The sequence below is a fragment of the Collinsella sp. TF09-1AT genome, from assembly GCF_003436895.1.
In the GTDB taxonomy this organism is placed as follows: domain Bacteria; phylum Actinomycetota; class Coriobacteriia; order Coriobacteriales; family Coriobacteriaceae; genus Collinsella.
In genome coordinates this window covers 155,466-174,309 of sequence record NZ_QSRC01000001.1, presented here as the reverse complement: position 1 = coordinate 174,309, position 18,844 = coordinate 155,466, and the positions used below count along the sequence as shown (strand labels likewise).

General features: G+C 60.9%; 20 protein-coding genes. 4 read left to right on the top strand and 16 right to left on the bottom strand.

Going from position 1 to position 18,844, the window contains the following annotated elements; genetic code table 11:
* Positions 1-10: 10 nt before the first annotated feature.
* Positions 11-3,010 (bottom strand): putative selenate reductase subunit YgfK, encoded by a 3,000-nt coding sequence (ygfK, locus tag DXC90_RS00800; RefSeq protein WP_117734337.1) that lies wholly within the window; start codon positions 3,008-3,010, stop codon positions 11-13.
* Between the two features lie 138 nt (positions 3,011-3,148).
* The gene (locus DXC90_RS09660; RefSeq protein WP_233502093.1) at positions 3,149-3,637 is read right to left on the bottom strand and encodes a hypothetical protein; all 489 of its coding nucleotides are present in this window, start codon (positions 3,635-3,637) and stop codon (positions 3,149-3,151) included.
* A gap of 63 nt (positions 3,638-3,700) precedes the next feature.
* Here DXC90_RS09660 and DXC90_RS09655 point away from each other — a divergent pair, with 63 nt between their 5' ends.
* Positions 3,701-4,060: a hypothetical protein gene (locus tag DXC90_RS09655; protein WP_233502092.1), complete on the top strand. Its 360-nt coding sequence runs from the start codon at positions 3,701-3,703 to the stop codon at positions 4,058-4,060.
* Positions 4,061-4,282: 222 nt separating this feature from the next.
* On the opposite strand, the gene DXC90_RS00790 is transcribed toward DXC90_RS09655, so the two are convergent.
* Positions 4,283-5,176: a uracil-xanthine permease family protein gene (locus DXC90_RS00790; RefSeq protein WP_233502091.1), complete on the bottom strand. Its 894-nt coding sequence runs from the start codon at positions 5,174-5,176 to the stop codon at positions 4,283-4,285.
* Between the two features lie 593 nt (positions 5,177-5,769).
* Here DXC90_RS00790 and DXC90_RS00785 point away from each other — a divergent pair.
* Positions 5,770-6,426 (top strand): transcriptional regulator, encoded by a 657-nt coding sequence (locus DXC90_RS00785; protein WP_233502090.1) that lies wholly within the window; start codon positions 5,770-5,772, stop codon positions 6,424-6,426.
* A gap of 220 nt (positions 6,427-6,646) precedes the next feature.
* Here the strand turns inward: DXC90_RS00785 and DXC90_RS00780 are convergent, their stop codons facing one another.
* Positions 6,647-7,024, bottom strand: coding sequence for a RidA family protein (locus tag DXC90_RS00780; protein WP_117734336.1), 378 nt, complete (start codon positions 7,022-7,024; stop codon positions 6,647-6,649).
* Between the two features lie 298 nt (positions 7,025-7,322).
* Here DXC90_RS00780 and DXC90_RS00775 point away from each other — a divergent pair, with 298 nt between their 5' ends.
* Positions 7,323-9,815, top strand: a complete 2,493-nt coding sequence (locus tag DXC90_RS00775) for a U32 family peptidase (protein ID WP_117734335.1) — start codon at positions 7,323-7,325, stop codon at positions 9,813-9,815.
* Positions 9,816-9,830: 15 nt separating this feature from the next.
* Positions 9,831-10,490, top strand: a complete 660-nt coding sequence (locus DXC90_RS00770) for an RluA family pseudouridine synthase (protein WP_233502089.1) — start codon at positions 9,831-9,833, stop codon at positions 10,488-10,490.
* Positions 10,491-10,934: 444 nt separating this feature from the next.
* Here the strand turns inward: DXC90_RS00770 and DXC90_RS00765 are convergent, their stop codons facing one another.
* From DXC90_RS00765 to rplB, 12 genes are all read right to left on the bottom strand, one after another.
* On the bottom strand, positions 10,935-12,425 hold the full coding sequence (locus tag DXC90_RS00765) for a PTS fructose transporter subunit IIC (RefSeq protein ID WP_117734334.1): 1,491 nt from the start codon (positions 12,423-12,425) through the stop codon (positions 10,935-10,937).
* A 182-nt stretch (positions 12,426-12,607) separates the two neighbouring features.
* The gene (locus DXC90_RS00760; protein WP_117734333.1) at positions 12,608-13,354 is read right to left on the bottom strand and encodes a DeoR/GlpR family DNA-binding transcription regulator; all 747 of its coding nucleotides are present in this window, start codon (positions 13,352-13,354) and stop codon (positions 12,608-12,610) included.
* 3 nt (positions 13,355-13,357) lie between these two features.
* Entirely contained in the window at positions 13,358-14,437 is a 1,080-nt protein-coding gene (locus tag DXC90_RS00755; RefSeq protein WP_117734332.1) for a Gfo/Idh/MocA family protein, read from the bottom strand.
* A gap of 358 nt (positions 14,438-14,795) precedes the next feature.
* Positions 14,796-15,101, bottom strand: a complete 306-nt coding sequence (rplX, locus tag DXC90_RS00750) for a 50S ribosomal protein L24 (protein WP_006235043.1) — start codon at positions 15,099-15,101, stop codon at positions 14,796-14,798.
* 13 nt (positions 15,102-15,114) lie between these two features.
* Positions 15,115-15,483, bottom strand: a complete 369-nt coding sequence (gene rplN / locus DXC90_RS00745) for a 50S ribosomal protein L14 (protein ID WP_117734331.1) — start codon at positions 15,481-15,483, stop codon at positions 15,115-15,117.
* A 118-nt stretch (positions 15,484-15,601) separates the two neighbouring features.
* A complete protein-coding gene (gene rpsQ, locus DXC90_RS00740; protein WP_117734330.1) occupies positions 15,602-15,862 on the bottom strand; it encodes a 30S ribosomal protein S17 in 261 nt (86 codons plus the stop codon).
* A gap of 16 nt (positions 15,863-15,878) precedes the next feature.
* Positions 15,879-16,094 (bottom strand): 50S ribosomal protein L29, encoded by a 216-nt coding sequence (rpmC, locus tag DXC90_RS00735; RefSeq protein WP_006235039.1) that lies wholly within the window; start codon positions 16,092-16,094, stop codon positions 15,879-15,881.
* Positions 16,094-16,531, bottom strand: a complete 438-nt coding sequence (rplP, locus tag DXC90_RS00730) for a 50S ribosomal protein L16 (RefSeq protein ID WP_117734329.1) — start codon at positions 16,529-16,531, stop codon at positions 16,094-16,096. The genes rpmC and rplP overlap by 1 nt, the downstream gene beginning before the upstream one ends.
* Positions 16,531-17,241: a 30S ribosomal protein S3 gene (gene rpsC / locus DXC90_RS00725; protein ID WP_006235037.1), complete on the bottom strand. Its 711-nt coding sequence runs from the start codon at positions 17,239-17,241 to the stop codon at positions 16,531-16,533. Before rpsC ends, rplP begins: the two co-directional genes overlap by 1 nt.
* A gap of 6 nt (positions 17,242-17,247) precedes the next feature.
* Positions 17,248-17,619, bottom strand: a complete 372-nt coding sequence (gene rplV / locus DXC90_RS00720) for a 50S ribosomal protein L22 (RefSeq protein ID WP_006235036.1) — start codon at positions 17,617-17,619, stop codon at positions 17,248-17,250.
* 14 nt (positions 17,620-17,633) lie between these two features.
* Entirely contained in the window at positions 17,634-17,894 is a 261-nt protein-coding gene (rpsS, locus tag DXC90_RS00715; RefSeq protein WP_006235035.1) for a 30S ribosomal protein S19, read from the bottom strand.
* A gap of 32 nt (positions 17,895-17,926) precedes the next feature.
* Complete coding sequence (rplB, locus tag DXC90_RS00710) at positions 17,927-18,757, bottom strand: 50S ribosomal protein L2 (protein WP_055250219.1); 831 nt, start codon at positions 18,755-18,757, stop codon at positions 17,927-17,929.
* Positions 18,758-18,844 lie beyond the last annotated feature (87 nt).

Here is an 18,844-nt window from a genome sequence, read left to right as displayed (position 1 = left end):
AGAGACTCGCCTATTTCTTAAGGAGGTACGGATAGCTGTCGCGCACGGCCTTGATGGTCGGGCGGACGGCCTCGGGCAGACCGGTGTTGACGGCATCGACCGAGACGGTGCGGACCGTACCGGCGACGCGGACCTTAAAGTGGTCCTCGTCCACGGCCAGGAAGCCCTCGTTCTCGGAGTTCTCCATGTCCTGCACGCTCCAGAACAGGGTGAGCTTGTCCTTGTAGGGACGACCCTCCTGGTAGGGGCAGAACACGGCGCAGTTGCCGCACTCGTTGCACATGCCGTCGACATGGACAACCTGATGCTTGGCCAGGCCCGGCACCTTAATGGCAACGTTGGCGCGGTTGGGGCACACGTCGCAGCAGACCTCACACACCGAACCGCAGCCCAGGCAGCGAGTCTTGGTGCAGTTGCGCTTGTCGCGGCACAGCGACCCCTTGCGCTCGTAGCAGGTATCCTCGCGACCGGCCTGCTCGTTGCAGTCGGCGTACCTGTTAAAGTCCACACCGGCGATGGCACGGGCAACCTCGGCGGCATCGGCGATAGCCTCGACCACGGTCGCCGGACCGCGGCGGCAGTCGCCGGCAGCCCAGACGCCCTCGACGCCGGTGGAGGTGGCGGCAAGGCGGCCGCGACGGTCGTGCTCGACGCCCGCGGCATCGTACAGGCTGGCATCGATGCCCTCGCCCACGGCGCAGATCACCGTGGTGGCGGGAAGCTCAACAGTTTCGCCCGTGGCGACGAGGCTGCGACGGCCGCTTGCATCCGGCTCGCCAAGCTCCATAACATCGCAGGTCAGCACGGCGCCGTTGAGCGCCTTGGGCGCCAGCAACTCGCAGAACTCAACGCCGTCGGCAAGAGCAAGATCGAGCTCTTCCTCGTCGGCGGGCATCTGCTTCTTGGTGCGGCGATACACCAGGCGCACGTTCTTCACGCCTGCCAGGCGCTTGGCCACGCGGGCAGCATCCATGGCGGTGTTGCCGGCGCCAATGACCACGACGTCCTCGCCCAGCTCGAGCTTCTCGCCCTTCTTGGCGGCCTCGAGGAACTCCAGCACGTCGAGTTCGGCGCCCTCGCCCAAGCCCGCAGAGCCGGGCATCCAGGCGCCGGTGGCCACGACCACGTCGGTGAAGCCCCGGGCCTTGAGCCCGTCGATGGAATCCACGCGAACGTTGAGCTGCACCTTGGCGCCAAAGGCCAGGCAGAGCTCGGCGTCGTGGGAGATATCGTCGCTCGCGATACGGAACTCGGGAATCACGTGACGGACCACGCCGCCGAGAGAGTCGCGGGCCTCAAAGATGGTGACGGGCACGCCGGCGCGCGTCAGGAAGAACGCCGTCGCCAAGCCGGTCGGGCCGCCGCCGATAACGGCAACGTTGCGCTCGCCGTCGTTGGCGATGGCCTGGGCGCGCAACTTGGGCAGCACGGCGGTCATGGCCTCGCGGGCGGCCTTGAGCTTGCTGGCGCGAATCTGGGCGCCCTCGGGCTCGTAGAACGCACGCTCGCAGGCACGGCCGCAGGGATGCGGGCAGATGGTGCCGGTAATGAACGGCAGGGCGTTGCGCTCGATGATAATGTTGAGCGCGTCCTCGTAGCGGCCCTCGTCAACAGCCGCCAGATAGGCGGGAATATCCTGCTGGATGGGGCAGCTCGTGCGGCACGGCGTGGTAAAGCAGTCGGAAAGCGGGCTCTTGCCGGCGACCTTGCGGTCGGGCAGCGGGCGCAGCGGCTTCTTGTAGAGCGGGTTGGTGAGCGAGTCGGTCTGGATCGCGGTCACGGCCTCGAGAGAGACGCCCGCGAACGGCTTGCCATCCAGGTCGGTAAACTCGCCGGCCATCTGGCTAAAGCGCTCGTAGCCACCGGGCTTGAGCACGTCAGTCGCCAGGGTGACGGGCCAAATGCCGGCGTCATACAGGGCACGGATGTTGTAGACCGTGGCACCGCCGGAGTAGCTGATGCGCAGCTTGCCATCGAACTGCTCGGTAATGCGGCGGACGGCCTCGATGGTCAGCGAGAACAGCGAACGGCCCGACATGTACATCTCGGTGGAGGGCAGCTCGTTCCTCGTCACATCGACGGGGAACGTGTTGGTCAGCTTGACGCCAAACTCCAGGCCGCGCTCGGCGCACAGGGCAATCAGGCGCTCGAACATAGGCACGGCATCGGCCCACTGCAGGTCCTCGCGAAAGTGCGTGTCATCGAAGACGATATAGTCAAAGCCCAGCTCGTTGAGGCGCTGACGTGCAAACTCATAGCCCAGCAGCGTGGGGTTGCACTTGATGTAGGAGTTGAGGCCCTTCTCGGTGATCAGATAGGTCGCGATGCGCTCGATCTCCGCCGGCGGGCAACCATGCAGCGTGGGCTCGGTAATGGAGTTGGAGACACGCGCCGGGATGGACTCGACAAACGCGGCATCGACATGCTCAAATTTGTCCAGGTTGGCGAGCGCCCATGTGCGGCACTCGTTCCAGACGTCAGAGCCGCTGGCGTCCTTCATGCCCTCGATGTAGGCGTCGACCTTGGGGCTCTTAATACCCTCGAGGTCATAACCCACGGACATGTTGAAGACAAAGCCGTCCGGGCTTCCCAGGCCGTACTCGCGAGCGATCAGGTGGCAGGCAAACCATGCCTTCACGTACTCGGCAAAGGCCTGCGGAACCTCGAGCTCGGTCGACCACTCGCAGTTGTAGCACTCGTCCTGCGCCACAATGCAGGGTTTGTTCACACACTTGGAGAGCTCCTCGCCATCCATCACCTGAACGGTCTTGAGCTCAAAGAAACGAGAACCGGCCACGTAGGATGCCACGATGTTCTGGGCCAGCTGCGTATTGGGACCGGCGGCCGGGCCAAACGGGGTCTCGATGCACTCGTCAAAAATGGGAAGCGCGCCCCCCTGGTTGGTCGTGACCATCTTGCGCACGCCAAAGATGGCGTCCTGGGTCTTGTGCTCCTCGATGATCCAGTTCATCAGCTGCGAAAACGGGATCGGCCTCATGATGTCGCTCATAATGAGCTCCTCTCTGTAACGCCCGGCGAGACCGCGCGGCGGGCGCAAATACGGTGTAGCGCTAGCACAGCGCCGGCGACCCCGCGGAGGCCGCCTATACGCGCGTCGGATGCGGCGAAACATCCGACGCGCGTGAATCTACTCGTAATTAGTAGGCGCGATCGTTGAGCGTGCTCCAGAGCTTCTTGGACTCAGCCATGGTCCACGCGTTGATCTTGTCCTCATCAATGCCAACGAACTCGCGATCCTTGTACAGGACGCGGCCGTTGATGATGGTGGTGCGGCAGTTTTGCCCATCATGCCAAAGAGCATGTGGCCGTCGATGTTCTCCTCGCTCAGCGGCGTAAAGGGCTTGTAGTCCATGACGATGACGTCGGCGGCAGCGCCGGGCTCAAGCACACCGAGCTTACGATCGAAGTACTTGCTGGCCATCTTGGCGTTGTTCTCGAACAGCATGGTCATAGCCTCGCACCAGCCCACGTTGGGCATGGCGGCGATCATGTGGTTGTCGTTATCGCGACGCTCCTTGGCGGCCCACTGGGCAAATTCGGCGTTCTCGGCAATGGCCTGGTCGCATTTTTCCTGGCCGCGGCGATCGGAGACCTCGTAGCACAGGCACGAACGCATGCCCAGCTCCTAAGCTGCATCCTTAATGGTAAAGAGGCTTCCCGGGATCTCGCAGAAGCTCGCATGGTGATCGAAAATCGTGGTGACGCCATCGCGGATGGAATCCAGGATCGTGGCATAGGCGCTGGCCTTGGTGCCGTCGAGCGTCAGGTTATCGTCGATCTTCCACCACTGCTGCTCAAGATTCTCCAGGAAGTTGGTGGGGTTGCAGCCCTTGATGGCAAGGCCGCGGGCCAGACCCGAGTAGATGTGGGTGTGTCAGTTGACGAGTCCGGGCATGATGAGGTTGCCCTGGGCGTCGACGTACTCGGCATCCGGGTACTTGGCCTTGAGCTCGCACTCGGGGCCCACTTCGACGATTGTATCTCCGTCAATGGCGACCGCACCGTTTGGAATGAACGGGGTCTGAGCGTTGCGGGTTAAAACGGAACCGTTAGCGACCAGAAGCATGGATGCTCCCTTCAACATCAGGGGCGGGGTTTGACACCTCTGACATGGCGGAGTGCGAAGTGCCGGCCTACACCGGAAACGGGCCCTCTCCCGTCAACGCTTCACCAAAGGGACAAACCCTTTGAAGTGCGGCCTATCGCCGCATGGCGTTGGCGGACGAGGCGATACGTCCGCCAACGAATAGCACCGAATTGGTTACTTCTTGCTCTCGGGCAAGACCAGATCCACAGCGGCGTCCTTGGCGGCATCGATATGCTGAGCCACGACCGGCGTCTGCGGAAGAATCAGGTTGAGCACGATGGCCATGATGACGGTGGGGGTCACGGCGTTGGAGCCGATGACGGTGGACACCCAGGTGGGCATGCCCTCGCCGGCAAGGCAACCGCTGGCCATCCAGATACCCAGGCCAAAGACAACGGAGGTGCCGACGATGGTGGTGGTGCGCTGTGTGAGGCCCTCGCGGGTGAACATGCGCACGCCGTTCATGGTGATGGTGCCAAAGACGCCGACGGTCGCGCCGCCGATGACGGGCTGCGAGATAGCGGAAAGGACGGCAGAGAGCTGCGGGAACAGGCCGGCGATGGCAAAGACGGCTGCGATGATCACAAAGACCCACTTGTTGACGACCTTGTTGGAGCAGATGATGCCCACGTTCTGGCCAAGGGCGCTGGTGGGAAGACCGCCCAGCAGACCGCCGACCATAGAAGTGAGGCCCTGGGACACGATAGCGCCGGAGAGTTCGCGCTCGGTGGGCATACGGTCGATGGAGCCCAGGCAGGCGGCGGAGACGTCACCGATAACCTGGATGGCAACCATGGGGAACACGGCGGCGAGGGTGATGCAGACCTCGGGATCAAACTCGAGCGCATAGGGCATGAGCTTGGGAAGGGCGAAGACCTGAGCGGTGGCGACGCTGGAGAAGTCGATCATGCCAAAGGGGATGGAGACGATCATGCCAACGATCATGCCAAAGAACACGGAGCCCAACTTGAGCGTGCCCTTGCCAAAGTTGGCGAGCGCAAAGACCACGACAAAGGTGATAAGAGCGACGTACCAGGCCTGCGGGGTACCCCACAACGGCGTACCCATACCGCCGGCCATATACTTGACGGCCGTGGGATAGAGAGACGCCAATGGAGAAGATGACCGTACCGGTCACGACGGGCGGGAACAGCTACTTGATCTTGCTGTAGGCCAGACCAAAGAGGACCACAACGGCGCCGCCGACGATCTCGCCGCCCAGCAGCGCACCAAAGCTAAAGCCTTAACGGGAGGCATGCCTTCGCGAGTGAACAGGGCTTCAGTGCCGTTCGTAACCGTCTCCTGGGTCATTTGACCACCAATCCTCGAAGTAGTTGTTTTCGCATCTAACGCTCTATTGTGACGCAGTGCGGGGTTGAGGTTGTGCCTTCGTTGCATATCGCATTAAAGATGATTCTCATTCTCAATAATAATTTTTTGTTATCAGACCATTCTTCAGCTGAGAAAACGCATTTCCGCAGGTCAGAAAAGTGTCTGGTCAAAATAACATCTAACTTTTCTTTTGGTCGACTGCTTACCGCCAAAATCCTACCGTTCGTCTGTATTACGCAATGTACCTGCGGATATGCGAGATGATGGGCAGCGTGTTACCATGAGAAAAACTGTTATGAACACTTCGATAGAACCCAAAGGAGTTGCCCGTGAACGAGACCGTACGTCGCTTTTTGCCGATGGTCGATTTCTTGGAGCAGGTACTCGGTAAGAACAGCGAAATCGTGCTGCACGATTTCTCGGATCCCGACCACGCCATCGTCGATATCCGCAACGGCATCGTGAGCGGCCGCAAGGTCGGCGGTCCCGCCACCGATCTGGCACTCAAGATCATGCACGACGCCAAGTATCGCGACCTGCCGTTTATTACGGGCTACGAGGGACGCGGTGCCGGCGGCAAGACGTTGGAGTCAGCGACGTACTTTATCCGCGAGAATGACGAGATCGTCGGTATGCTCTGCGTCAACACCGACCTCTCGACCGTGCGCTCCATCAACGCCATGGTGCAGCAGCTCGTGGCGTGCTTCGACGCGGCGCCGACGCGCACGGAGCCCGCCCCTATCGAGGTCGAAAGCCTTTCGGAGTCCACACAGGAGCTCATCGACCGCAGTATTTCCGAGTTGCTCGAAAGCCGCGGAATGGAAGTTTCTTCGCTCGGCCAGGCCGACCGCGTCGATGTTATCCGCCATCTCAACGGCAACGGCGTGTTTATGCTCAAGGGCGCCGTGGCCTGCGCCGCCTCCGCGCTGGGCATCTCTGAGCCCAGCGTATACCGCTACCTGCAAAAGGTCCGCAAGGAGGGCTAACGAGCAGAATGGAGCGCGGGTAGTCTTTTTGGGACGGGGCTATTTTAGCTACCCTCCCTCTGCCCGTCATCTCGATGAGCCGCAAGTAAAATCAATCTTGCATGTAGGGGTAGCTAAAATAGCCCCGTCCCAAAAAGACTACCCCTGACACAAAGAACCTTGCAGCTTCGCACGCGCTGCAGGGTTCTTTTGCATGTCATGTCTTGTTTTCGCCAACGCCTTAGAGAGCGGCGACGACCTCGATCTCGACCAGACCGCCGGCCGGAAGGGCGGCAACCTGGAAGGCGCTGCGCGCTGGGAACGGGGCCTCGAACTTGGAGGCGTAAATCTCGTTCACGGCGGCAAAGTCGGCAATATCGGCCAGGTAGACCGTCGTCTTGACAACATCGGCAAACGTGGCGCCGGCAGCGGTCAGCAGGGCCTCGACGTTAGCAAGGGACTGCTTAGCCTGGGCCTCGACGCCTTCAGGCATCTTGCCGGTTGCGGGATCGATGCCCAGCTGGCCGGACAGGAACACCATGTTGCCGATCTGGATGCCGGGGGAATACGGGCCGATGGCTGCGGGTGCGTTATCGGAAGAAACAACGCTTTTGCTCATGTTTTTCTCCTTACAAGTAAAAGGGAACGGGAGCGCGGCATTCATACCGGGAGGCACAGTTCGGTCTGAATGCCGCGCTTGATTGGGATAGTAGGGGATGATTTTGCCAGATGCAAGATAATTATCAGATTGCGAGAATATTTTATTTTCCAACGGTTTCCCCGGACCGCCGAACGGTTCTCCACGGGGTCAACCAGCCCAAGCTGCTGAAGACTTTATCCCGCTTGGAGCACGGGCCTCGTCCATCGCGACGGCGCAACTATACTTTTGAGTATCTGAGCATTTTGAAAGGCAGGATATGACCGCAACCGCCAGTCGAACCACCAACCGCAGGCCCGAGCTTTTGGCCCCCGCCGGAGGGCCCGAGCCCTTTGCCGCCGCGCTCGCCGCCGGGGCAGACGCCATCTACTGCGGCATGGGCAGCTTCAACGCCCGCCGCAAGGCAACCAACTTTACCGATGAGGCCTTTGAGCAGGCCTGCCGCGCCGCGCACCTGGCCGGCTCGCGCGTCTACGTCACGGTCAACATCGTCATCAAGCAGTCCGAGATGAGCGATGCGCTGCAGCTCATCCATCGCTGCTCCACGCTGGGCGCCGACGCCTTCATCATCCAGGACTGGGGCCTGTTCTTTGAGGTCAAGCGCACGATGCCCGGCATCGAGACGCATATCTCGACCCAGGCGAACATCCACGACGACCGCGGAACCCGTTGGTGCCGCGAGCAGGGCGCCGACCGCGTAACCCTCTCGCGCGAGCTTTCCATCGACGAGATTGCCGCCATCCACGATGCCGCGCCCGATTTGGACCTTGAGGTCTTTAGCCATGGCGCCATCTGCTTTTGCTACTCGGGCCTGTGCCTGCTGTCGAGCTTTGCCATGGCGGGCCGCTCGGCCAACCGCGGCATGTGCGCTCAGCCCTGTCGCTTGCCTTACGAGCTGATCGACGAGAACGGCCGCGCGCTCTCCCCCGCCGGTCGCGAGCGTGCTCTATGCCCGCGTGACACCAACACGTCGCAGCTTGTTCGCCGTCTGTATGACGCCGGCGCCGCATCGCTCAAGCTCGAGGGCCGCATGAAGGCCCCCGATTACGTGTATTCCATCGTCGACGTGTATCGTCATCAGATTGATGACATGCTGGCCGATGTTTCGACCTCTAAGGATGAGGATGCCGCCCGCCAGCGCCAACTCAAGCGCTGCTTTAACCGCGACTTTACGCACGCCTATCAGGACGGCACCTCGGGCGACGAGATGATGAGCTACGAGCGCTCCAACAACCGCGGCCAGATCGTAGGCACGGTACTCGGCAGCCGCCTGGCCAACCGCGATGTGCGCGGGCTCAAGCCCGACGACCGTCGTCGCCGCGCCGCCATCGCCCGCATTGAGCTGTTTGAGCCCGTGGGCAAGGGCGACCTGCTGGAGCTTCGTCACGACGATGAGTTCGACCAGTTCCTGACCACCATCGCTGCCGAGGATGCGGCTGCCGGCGACATCATCGAGTGCCGCGTGCCCCGCAGCATGCCCGAGGGCTGCCGCGTGCGCGTGATTCGAAGCCAGCGCGCTATTGACGCCGCCAGTGCCGCGCTCAAGCGCGACGTGCTGCGCCGCCGCGCCGTAGATGTGTCCGTTGTGGCACGTCTGGACGAGCCATTTACCGTTACGCTCACCTGCTGCGACGACCCCGCGCTCACCGCCACCGCCACCGGCTTTACCGTCGAGGCCGCCAAGACCCGCGCCGTCGAGGCGGCCGATCTGGTGGAGCACGTCGGACGCATGGGCTCCTCGCCCTTTGAGGCTGCGAGCTTTGATGTGGCGCTCGATGAGGGCTGTGGCATGGGCTTTTCCGCCGTACATAAGGTGCGCGCCGCTGCTTGCAAGGCGCTGGAAGAGGCCATTCTGGCACCCTACGAGGAGCGCGCGAAAACGCTCGAGTTGCCGGTGCTCGACAAATGTACGCGCCCCATGCCCGCACACTACCGCGATGAGCCGCAGATCTGCGCCGCCGTCACCTCGCTCGAAGCAGCCGAGGCAGCGCGCGCGGAGGGTGCAACGCGCATCTACATGACCACCGATGCGCTCGAGGCCGCCGGGCTCTCCCCCGCCGGCGCATTTGAGCAGGGCATCGTGCCCATACTCGACGAGGTCTGTCGCGCCATCGACCACGAGCGCGTCGATCCTTGGATCAATGCCGGAGCCACCGTCGCCGTCGGCAATATCTCCGAGCTCGCCGTAGCCGCGCAGGCCGGCGCCACGGCGGAGGTCCGCTCTTGCCTGCCGGTGCACAATACGCCCTGCATGGGGGCGCTTGCAGAGCGCGGAGCCGATGCGTTTTGGCTCTCGCCCGAGATCACGCTCGACGAGATTGTCTCGCTCGGCTCCGCCGCGCCCGCGGCTCTGGGCATCACCGTCTTTGGCCGCCCGCGCGTCATGACAAGCGAGCATTGCATTCTGCAGGTTGCCAACGGCTGCATCCACGATTGTGCCAACTGCCGCCTGCGTGCCCGCAAGCTCTCGCTCAAGAATATCGATGGCAAGGTCATGCCGGTGCGCACCGATATCCATGGCCGCTCGCGCCTGTACGACGCCTACCCCATCGACCTCACGCCGCAGGTTCCGCAGCTGCTCGATGCCGGCGTCCGTCGTCTCATGGTGGACGGCACACTGCTCGAGGCCGATGAGATTGGCCGTGCCGTCGCTCGAACCCGCCGCGCCGTCGAGGCCGCGAAAGCCGGCCGCAAGCCCGCCGCCCGCCTGCGCGGTGCCACCTCGGGCTGTATGTTTGTGGGAATTAGCTAACCGAAAGGCTTACACGTGAACGAAGAACCTCAAGTCCTCTACTGCGACGCCTGGCTCATGGCTATCGACAAACCCACCGGCATGATCGTCCACGGCGATGGCACCGGCGAGCGCACACTTACCGACTACGCCAGCGACCTTTTGCTGGCGATGGGCGACGGTTTTGCCGCGACCGACATGCAGCCGCTCAACCGCCTGGACCGTAACACCACTGGCATGGTGCTGTTCTCGCTCGACAAGCAGACGCAGCCCGCCTTTGACCAGATGGTGAACGACCACGCCTTCGAAAAGCACTATCTGGCGCTGGCCGAGGGCAAGATCGACTGGAACGAGAAGCTCATCGACAAGCCCATCGCCCGCGACCGCCACGACAGCCGCAAGATGCGCGTCGGCGCCAGCGGCAAGCCGTCTCAGACGCGCGTCAAGGTACTCAAGCGCCTTAAGAGCCGCCGAGGCCTGCCCACGCGTTCGTATATCGATGTCGAGCTGCTCACCGGTCGCAAACACCAGATCCGTGTGCACCTGGCCAGCGAGCGTCACCCCCTGGTTGGCGACGACCTGTACGGAACGCCGCGCCCCTGCGGCCTGATGCTCCACGCCCACAGCGTGTCCTTCACGCATCCCGTAACCGGCGAGCACATCCACATCGAAGCCCCCTGCCCCTGGGAGCCCTAAACCACCACAATGGGGACAGGCACCTTTGTGGTGGTTTTGCCGCAATGGCTCAGCCGCGGTCCCAAAACGTCTCGATCTGTAACAGTTAGAACCCTTTTTTCGGTCTATCTGTTACAGATCGAGACATTCGAATCCCCCTCAAGAGAAAATCTCAATCTGTAACAATAACTCGGCAAAATCGGCCCAAGATGTTACAGATTGAGATATTCGGATCCCACCGGAGAAATCATCTCAATCTGTAACATCTGGAGCCCGCATTTTGGCCTTCCTGTTACAGATTGAGACGTTATGGGACCACCAGGAAAAATATCTTAGCTTGTAACATCTGGAACCCATATCCCTCTCTTCCTGTTACAGATCGAGACAAATCCCCAAACAGCAAAAGGCGGCAACGTCCCTGGTGGACGTTGCCGCCTTTCCATTGGCAAGACCCTTCCGCTCCCGCTACTCGGTAGCCTTGTCGAGAGGCTTCTTAAGGAAGCTCAGGACCAAGCAGCCGACCACGGCACCGATAGCAAGGGCCAGCAGATACTGCACCGGGTTTGTGATGACCGCGATAACCCAGGCGCCACCGTGCGGAGCGGGGCTCGCGCAACCAAAGAGCATCGACAGGCCGCCAGCGGTCGCAGAACCCAGGATGCAGGCGGGCAGTACGCGAAGCGGATCGGCCGCGGCAAAGGGAATGGCGCCCTCGGTGATAAACGACAGACCCATGATGTAGTTCACCAGACCCGCCTTACGATCGGCCTCGGTCCAACGGTTCTTAAAGAACGTGGTGGAAAGCGCGATGACCAGCGGCGGCACCATACCGCCCGCCATGACGGCAGCCATGATCATGTTGCCCTGCAGCGTTTGCTCGGCAAGGGCCGCGGTGCCAAAGACATATGCGGCCTTGTTGATGGGACCACCCATGTCGGTCGCCTGCATACCGGCGCAGATAATGCCCAAAAGAACGATGCTCGTGCCCGAAAGGCCATTGAGCGCGCCGCTAATGGCGGTGTTGATAACACCCATGATCGGGTTAACGGCCATCATAAAGAGGCTCGTAAAGAGAATGCCCAGGACGGGGTAGATGAGCATGGGCTTGATGCCATCGAGCGACTCGGGCAGCACGCTTGCAGCCTTCTTGAGCGCATTGACGATAATACCGGCGGCAAAACCGACCAACAGCGCACCGAGGAAGCCCGCGGAGACGAGCTGCGCCTGCGCGTCCGCATCCATGGCTGTCGTGAGGTAGCCCAGCGTAAAGCCCTGCTTTGCAATCCAGCCGCCCACAAAGCCCGCGGCCAGGCCCGGACGATCGGCAATGGACATGGCAATGTAGCCCGCAAGGATGGGGAGCATAAAGTTGAACGCCTGGTTGCCCGCAAGGTTAAAGAAGGCCGCGACCGGAGTGCTATGGCCGTATGCGCTCGTGCCCAAACCCGCCTGGTCCAACAGAAACGAAAGCGCCATAAGGATGCCGCCGCCAACGACAAAGGGGAGCATGTGCGAAACGCCGTTCATGAGGTCCTTGTAGACCCTACGACCCAACCCCTCGGATTCGCCCTCGGCAGCCGCCTGTACCGCGGCGCCGCCGGACACATGATGAATAGGAGCATTGCCCGCAAGCGCAATATTAATAAGCTCCTCGGCGTCATTAATGCCACGCGTCACCGCACAGGAGTAAACCGGCTTGCCATCGAAGCGATCGAGCTCGACATTTTTATCCGCCGCAATGATGACACCCCTGGCACCAGCGATGTCCGCCGCGGTCAGCACATTTTTAGCGCCGCCCGAACCCTGAGTTTCGACCTTAATGCTCACGCCCATCTTGGCTGCTTGATCCTCCAGACCTTTGGCCGCCATAAACGTGTGCGCAATGCCCGTGGGGCACGCCGTGATCGCAACCACGTCGTATGCCCCTCCCCCTGTTTTCTGATCCAAAGCCGACATTTCTCCTCCTTTTGAACGAGCAGACCCCACCCCTCCCGCACGGAAGGGTCAAAACCTGCATATTGCCTTGTAAACGAGATATTGCTCAGACCTATGAAGATCTGTTATTAAGCCAGACCGTGCGCCCGATGTGCCCGCAGGCGCACGGTTCTAGGTGGAAAACTGACGTGAAGAATGCACCCTTAAGCGATGATGACGTTCTCCATTGCCTGGTACTTGGCGGGGACCTCGCCTGCGGTGATAATCGCTGCGTCGCGGAAGTCTGCGAATTTGACGGGCGCCACCATGCCAAATTTACTGGCATCCGAGATTACGAAGCGTTTAGCCGTATGGCGCATCGAGATACGCTTGACTTGCGCTTCCTCGATATCGGGCGTCGTGAAGCCCTGCTCGGCGGCGATACCGTTAGAACCCCAAAAGCCGCAGTTGAAGTTGTAGCGATCTAGGGCTGCCAGGGCATCGGGGCCAACGAGCGCCTCGGTCTCGGGCTTGAGCTCGCCGCCCAGCACCACGGTTCTCATGCCGCGTACAGCGAGATGCTGGGCATGGAGCACGGAATCGGTCACATAGGTGACCCCTTCGAGATGCGGAAGATGTTCGATGAGCCTGAGCGTCGTCGAACCCGAATCGATGTACACAAAGCTCTCGGGCTCCACGAGCGCCGCGGCGCGAGCGCAGATGCGCTCCTTGTCGTCGTTATGGAGGTCGCTGCGCTCGCTAATCGTCAGGTCGCGCGTCACGTGTGCACGCTCAAGACTCGTCGCGCCACCGTGCACCTTGGCGATGCGATGTGCTCGGTCGAGCGTCTGAAGGTCGCGACGAATGGTAGAAGCCGTCACGCCCAGGGCATCGGCAAGCTCTGGCACCGTTACCGAGCCGGCCTGCTGAACCATCAACACGATCGCATTGAGCCTATCTTCCGCAAGCATCGCTTACTCCTCCTCGGGGTAGACGACTCCCCAATCGGCGCGGAGCTTGGTCATAAGCTCCATAACATCAGAAGCATAATCCAGAAGTTCGCGCTTGGAATCATCGCCGGCAACGGCCTGCTCGAGGTCAGCCATCTCGTAGCACAGGGCGTAAGCCTCGGTGCCCGCGGTGACCTCCTCGCGGTGGCCGTCTGCAGTCCACACGATGGTCGCGTGATCGGCGCGCGGATATTCGTTGACCTCGATATAGCACTTGTCGAAGCTGATGACCGAGCGCTTGGGCTGCTTGGAGTGGAGCGTGAGGCTCACCACACCCAGCTGCTGTTCGGCATTACGGCAGACGATGCCGCCTGCAACGTCAACGCCGGTCTCGCAGGTGTTGCCAAGCGAAACAATTTCGGTTGGCTGGCTGGCCATGAACAGGCGCATGACCGAAAGAGCATACACGCCAATGTCGAGCATGGCACCGCCAGCAAGGTTGCGGTTGTAGAAGCGATTGGTCAGATCACCGTACTCCTTATAGCTACCAAAGTTGAGCTGGGCGAGGTTCATACGGCCAAAGTCGCCTGCATCCATGCGACGGCGCAGCTCCTGATACAGCGGCATGTGGAGCACCGTGGTGGCATCCATAAGGACCACGTTGTGTTCGGCGGCAATGGCGCGGGCCTCGTCGAGCTCGGCGGAGTTGAGGGTAATGGCCTTCTCGCAGAGCACGTGCTTGCCGGCGGCCAACGCGGCACGCAGATAGGTAATATGCGTGTTGTGCGGCGTGGTGATATAGACGGCGTCGATGTCCGGATCGGCGTAGAGGTCCTCGACCGTCTCATAGACCTTCTCGATGCCATACTGCTCAGCAAAAGCTTGAGCCTTGGACAGCGTGCGGTTGGCGACACCCGCAAGCTTGCGGCCGGCAAGAGCGAGAGATTGGGCCATCTGGTTGGCAATAACGCCGCAACCGATCACAGCCCAACGGAGCTCGGGAGCCGTAAAGATGTCCTCGGGGAACGGCTTGTCCTGGACCGAAGCGAATGCTGCTTTGGCGGCTGCCGCGGCGTCGAGTGGAGCCTGCTTAGAATCTGCCATTATGTGTCTCCTGTGTCATAGAACGTCTTGCATTTCTGACAGCTCTATATTCGCACAAACACGCGCGTCTGTGCGCGTTTTTGCGTATCTCACCGCTAAACGGTCATTATTGCCCCGTAAACGGCACATATATACGCATAGGTGCGTAATTAAACGCAATCTAACGCGCATAAACGCGCACACAAGCAATTTATACAGCACGACCCGCTCATTTATGCTTACCCAGTTAGGGTACTCATGTAAGTCTGTCCCCAATGAGTAACTCATTTAAGTATGTCCCCAATGAGTGGGGATCAAAAAAGGCCCGGGTGCCGTGGGGCATCCGGACCTTTGCTAGCAACTTGATGTTGCGGGCAGCTTAGAACTTGTGGCCGCACTTCTTGCAGACGCGCAGCTTGTTCTTGCCGTCCTTCTCGTGACCGACGCGGGTAACCTTACCACACTCGGGGCAAACGAGATTGACGTTGGAGGCGTCGATGGGAGCCTCCTGCGAAACGATGCCGCCCTGCTGGTTGGCAGCGTTGGGCTTGACGGCCTTCTTGACGACCGAAACGCCCTCGACAACGACCTTGTTCTCGGCGGGGAGAGCACGCAGGACAACGCCCTGCTTGCCGCGATCCTTACCAGAGAGAACCTGGACCTTATCGCCCTTCTTGATATACATATATCTCCCCTAACTACAGGGTCTCGGGAGCGAGCGAGACGATCTTCATGTACTTCTTGTCACGAAGCTCGCGAGCGACGGGCCCGAAGATACGGGTGCCGACGGGCGAACCATCGTTGTTGATGACGACGCAGGCGTTGTCATCAAAGCGAATGTAGGAGCCATCCTTGCGGCGGATCTCCTTAACGGTGCGAACGACGACGCAACGGACAACGTCCTTCTTCTTGACGTTGGCGCCAGGGGTAGCCTCCTGGACAGCACCGATGAACACATCGCCGATGCCTGCATAACGACGCTTGGAACCGCCAAGCACCTTGATGCAGCGAATCTTGCGAGCGCCGGAGTTGTCGGCGACGTTCAGCATGGTTTGCATCTGAATCATGGTAGATGTTCCTCCGAACTAAGAACCGAAGAGAGGTGCGCAGCCTTTATACGGCCCGTGGAATGCAAGCCAGGCATACGCACATCTTCGGAAACGTACAAGTCGTAAGAGCGACTGCTTATTTAGCGCGCTCGACGACCTCGATGAGGCGCCAACGCTTCATCTTGGACATAGGACGGGTCTCCATAACGCGGACGGTGTCGCCCACGCCAGCCGTGCACTCCTCGTCATGAGCGTGCAGCTTCTTGGAGGTGGTCATCATCTTGCCGTACTTGGGGTGACGCTTGCGCTCGGTGATGGTGACGACGATGGTCTTGGCACCGGAGACAGAGGTAACGACACCCGTACGGACCTTACGCGTGTTACGCGAATCAGTCATGTTCTCTCCTTAGGTCCTACTCGGCGACAGCGGACTTCTCCGCTGCGATCTCGCGGGCACGCTGCTCCGTGAGGACACGAGCAATGTCCTTCTTCACGGTGTTAACGCGAGCGGTGTTGTCCAGCTGGCTGGTGGCCATCTGGAAACGAAGGTTAAAGAGCTCGGCGCGCATTTCCTTCAGCTTCTCAACGAGCTGAGCGTCCGAGAGCTCACGAATCTCTGCGGGCTTCATTAGTTCTCCTCCTCGGCCGTCTCTTTAGCGGCAGGCTTAGCGACGATCTTGGTCTTGATGGGGAGCTTGTGCTGCGCCAGACGCAGAGCCTCGCGAGCGACCTCCTCGGGCACGCCCTTGACCTCGAACATAATGCGGCCGGGCTTGACGACGGCCACCCACTCCTCGGGGTTACCCTTACCGGAGCCCATGCGGGTCTCCGCAGGCTTCTTGGTGATGGGCTTATCGGGGAAGATCGTGATGTAGACACGACCGCCACGCTTCATGTAGCGGGTCATGGCAATACGAGCGGCCTCGATCTGACGGTTGGTGATCCAATGGGCCTCGAGAGCCTGGATACCAAACTCGCCGAAATGCAGCTCGGTATTACCCTTGGCCTGGCCCTTCATGGAGCCACGCTGCACCTTGCGGTGAAGAATACGCTTAGGGGCAAGCACTACTGACCCCTCCTCTCGGAGTTACGACGACGAGGACGGGAAGAGCCCTCGAGTGCAGGGTTGGGAACAGGCTGGCCCGGGAGCTTCTCGCCCAGGTAGATCCAGACCTTCACGCCGCAAGCGCCCATGGTGGTGCTGGCGACAGCCGTGCCGTAGTCAATCTTGGCACGGAGGGTGTGCAGAGGCACGCGACCCTCACGGTACCACTCACGACGACCCATCTCGGCACCGCCGAGACGACCGGAGCACTGGATACGGATGCCCTTGGCGCCGGCCTTGCGCGCGGACTGGACAGCCTTGCGCATAGCGCGACGGAAGGCAACGCGGCCCTCGAGCTGCTCGGCGATAGACTGAGCAACGAGGTTGGCGTCGAGCTCGGGGCGCTTGATCTCGACAACGTCGACGGAGAGCTGGCCCTTGGAGACGCCAGCGACCTTCTCGAGCTCGGTGCGGAGGGTATCGATCTCGGCACCCTTCTTACCGATGACAACGCCGGGGCGAGCGGTGAGGATGATGACCTTCACCTTGTCGCCAGCGCGCTCGATCTCGACGCGGGAGACAGCTGCGCGGGAAAGACGCTTCTCGAGGTACTTGCGGATCTCGAGATCGTTACCGAGGGTCTTAGCGTAATCCTTCTCTGCGAACCAGCGGGAGCGCCAGTTCTCGGTAATGCCAAGACGGAAGCCGGTGGGGTAGACTTTCTGACCCATACAGCTTTACGCCTCCTTTCGAGGAGCAACGACGACGGTGATGTGGGAAGTACGCTTCAGAATACGAGAAGCGGAACCCTTGGCGCGGGGACGGATGCGCTTAAGCGTCGGACCCTCGTCAACATAGGCAGCGGCGACAACCAGGTTGTCGGCACGCAGACCGTTGTTGTTCTCGGCGTTCGCAACGGCGGAACGGAGAACCTTCTCGACATCCACGGCGACGGCGCGGTCGCAGAAGTGGAGGATGTCGAAGGCCTGAGCGACAGGCTTGCGGCGGATCAAATCGACCACCAGGCGGGCCTTGCTGGGGGAAACACGCACGTACTTAGCGACGGCGCGAACCTCGGTGGCCTCAGTTTCAATAGACTTAGTTGCCATTTACGGTTAACCCCCTATTTGGCCTTGTGGCCACGGAACGTACGAGTCGGCGCGAACTCGCCGAGCTTGTGACCAACCATGGACTCGGTAACATACACGGGCACATGCTTGCGGCCGTCGTGGACGGCGATGGTGTGACCAACCATCTCGGGGAAGATGGTGGACGCGCGGGACCAGGTCTTCACGACGTCCTTCTTGCCAGCCTCGTTCATCGCGGTGATACGCGAGAGAAGGCGAGTCTCCACGAACGGGCCCTTTTTGAGACTTCTGCTCATAAGTGCTTTCTCCTAAAACTCGGTATCCGAAATTACTTCTTACGGCGACGAATGATGTGCTGGTTCGAGACCTTCTTCTTCTTGCGCGTACGAAGGCCCTTCGTCGGCTTACCCCAGGGGGTAACAGAGGGACGACCAGAGGTGTGGTTCTTGCCCTCGCCACCGCCGTGCGGGTGGTCGACAGGGTTCATGACGGTACCGCGGACGGTCGGGCGCACGTTCATGTGACGCTTACGGCCGGCCTTGCCGATGACGATGTTGGCGTGATCGGCGTTGCCGACCTCACCGACGGTGGCGCGGCAGGTAACGAGGATGCGGCGCATCTCGGAGGAAGGCATACGGACGATAGCGTACTTGCCCTCCTTACCCATCAGCTGACAGGAGTTACCGGCGGAACGGGCGATAGCAGCGCCCTTGCCCGGCTGGAACTCGACGGCGTGGATGAGCGTACCGACGGGGATGTCGGCGAGGGGCAGAGCGTTGCCCGGCTTGATGTCGGCGTCAGAACCGGACATGATGGTCTGACCGACCTCGAGGCCCTTGGGGGCCAGGATGTAGCGCTTCTCACCGTCAGCGTAGTGCAGCAGAGCGATGCGAGCGGAACGGTTCGGATCGTACTCGATCGTGGCAACCTTGGCGGGCACGCCGTCCTTGTTGCGCTTGAAGTCGATCACGCGGTAACGACGCTTCACGCCGCCGCCCTGATGGCGGGTGGTGATGCGGCCGTTGTTGTTACGACCGGCCTTCTTGGGCAGGGGCTCGAGAAGAGACTTCTCGGGCTTGGTGCAGGTGATCTCGGAGAAGTCGGAGATCGTCTGCCAACGCCTACCAGCGGAGGTCGGCTTAAGGTGCTTTACAGCCATTACAATCCCTTTCAATAGGAATCCGTTAGCCATCGCAGACAGGGATTCGAGGTTCTGCCTCGGGTGCGATGACACCGGACGTATACA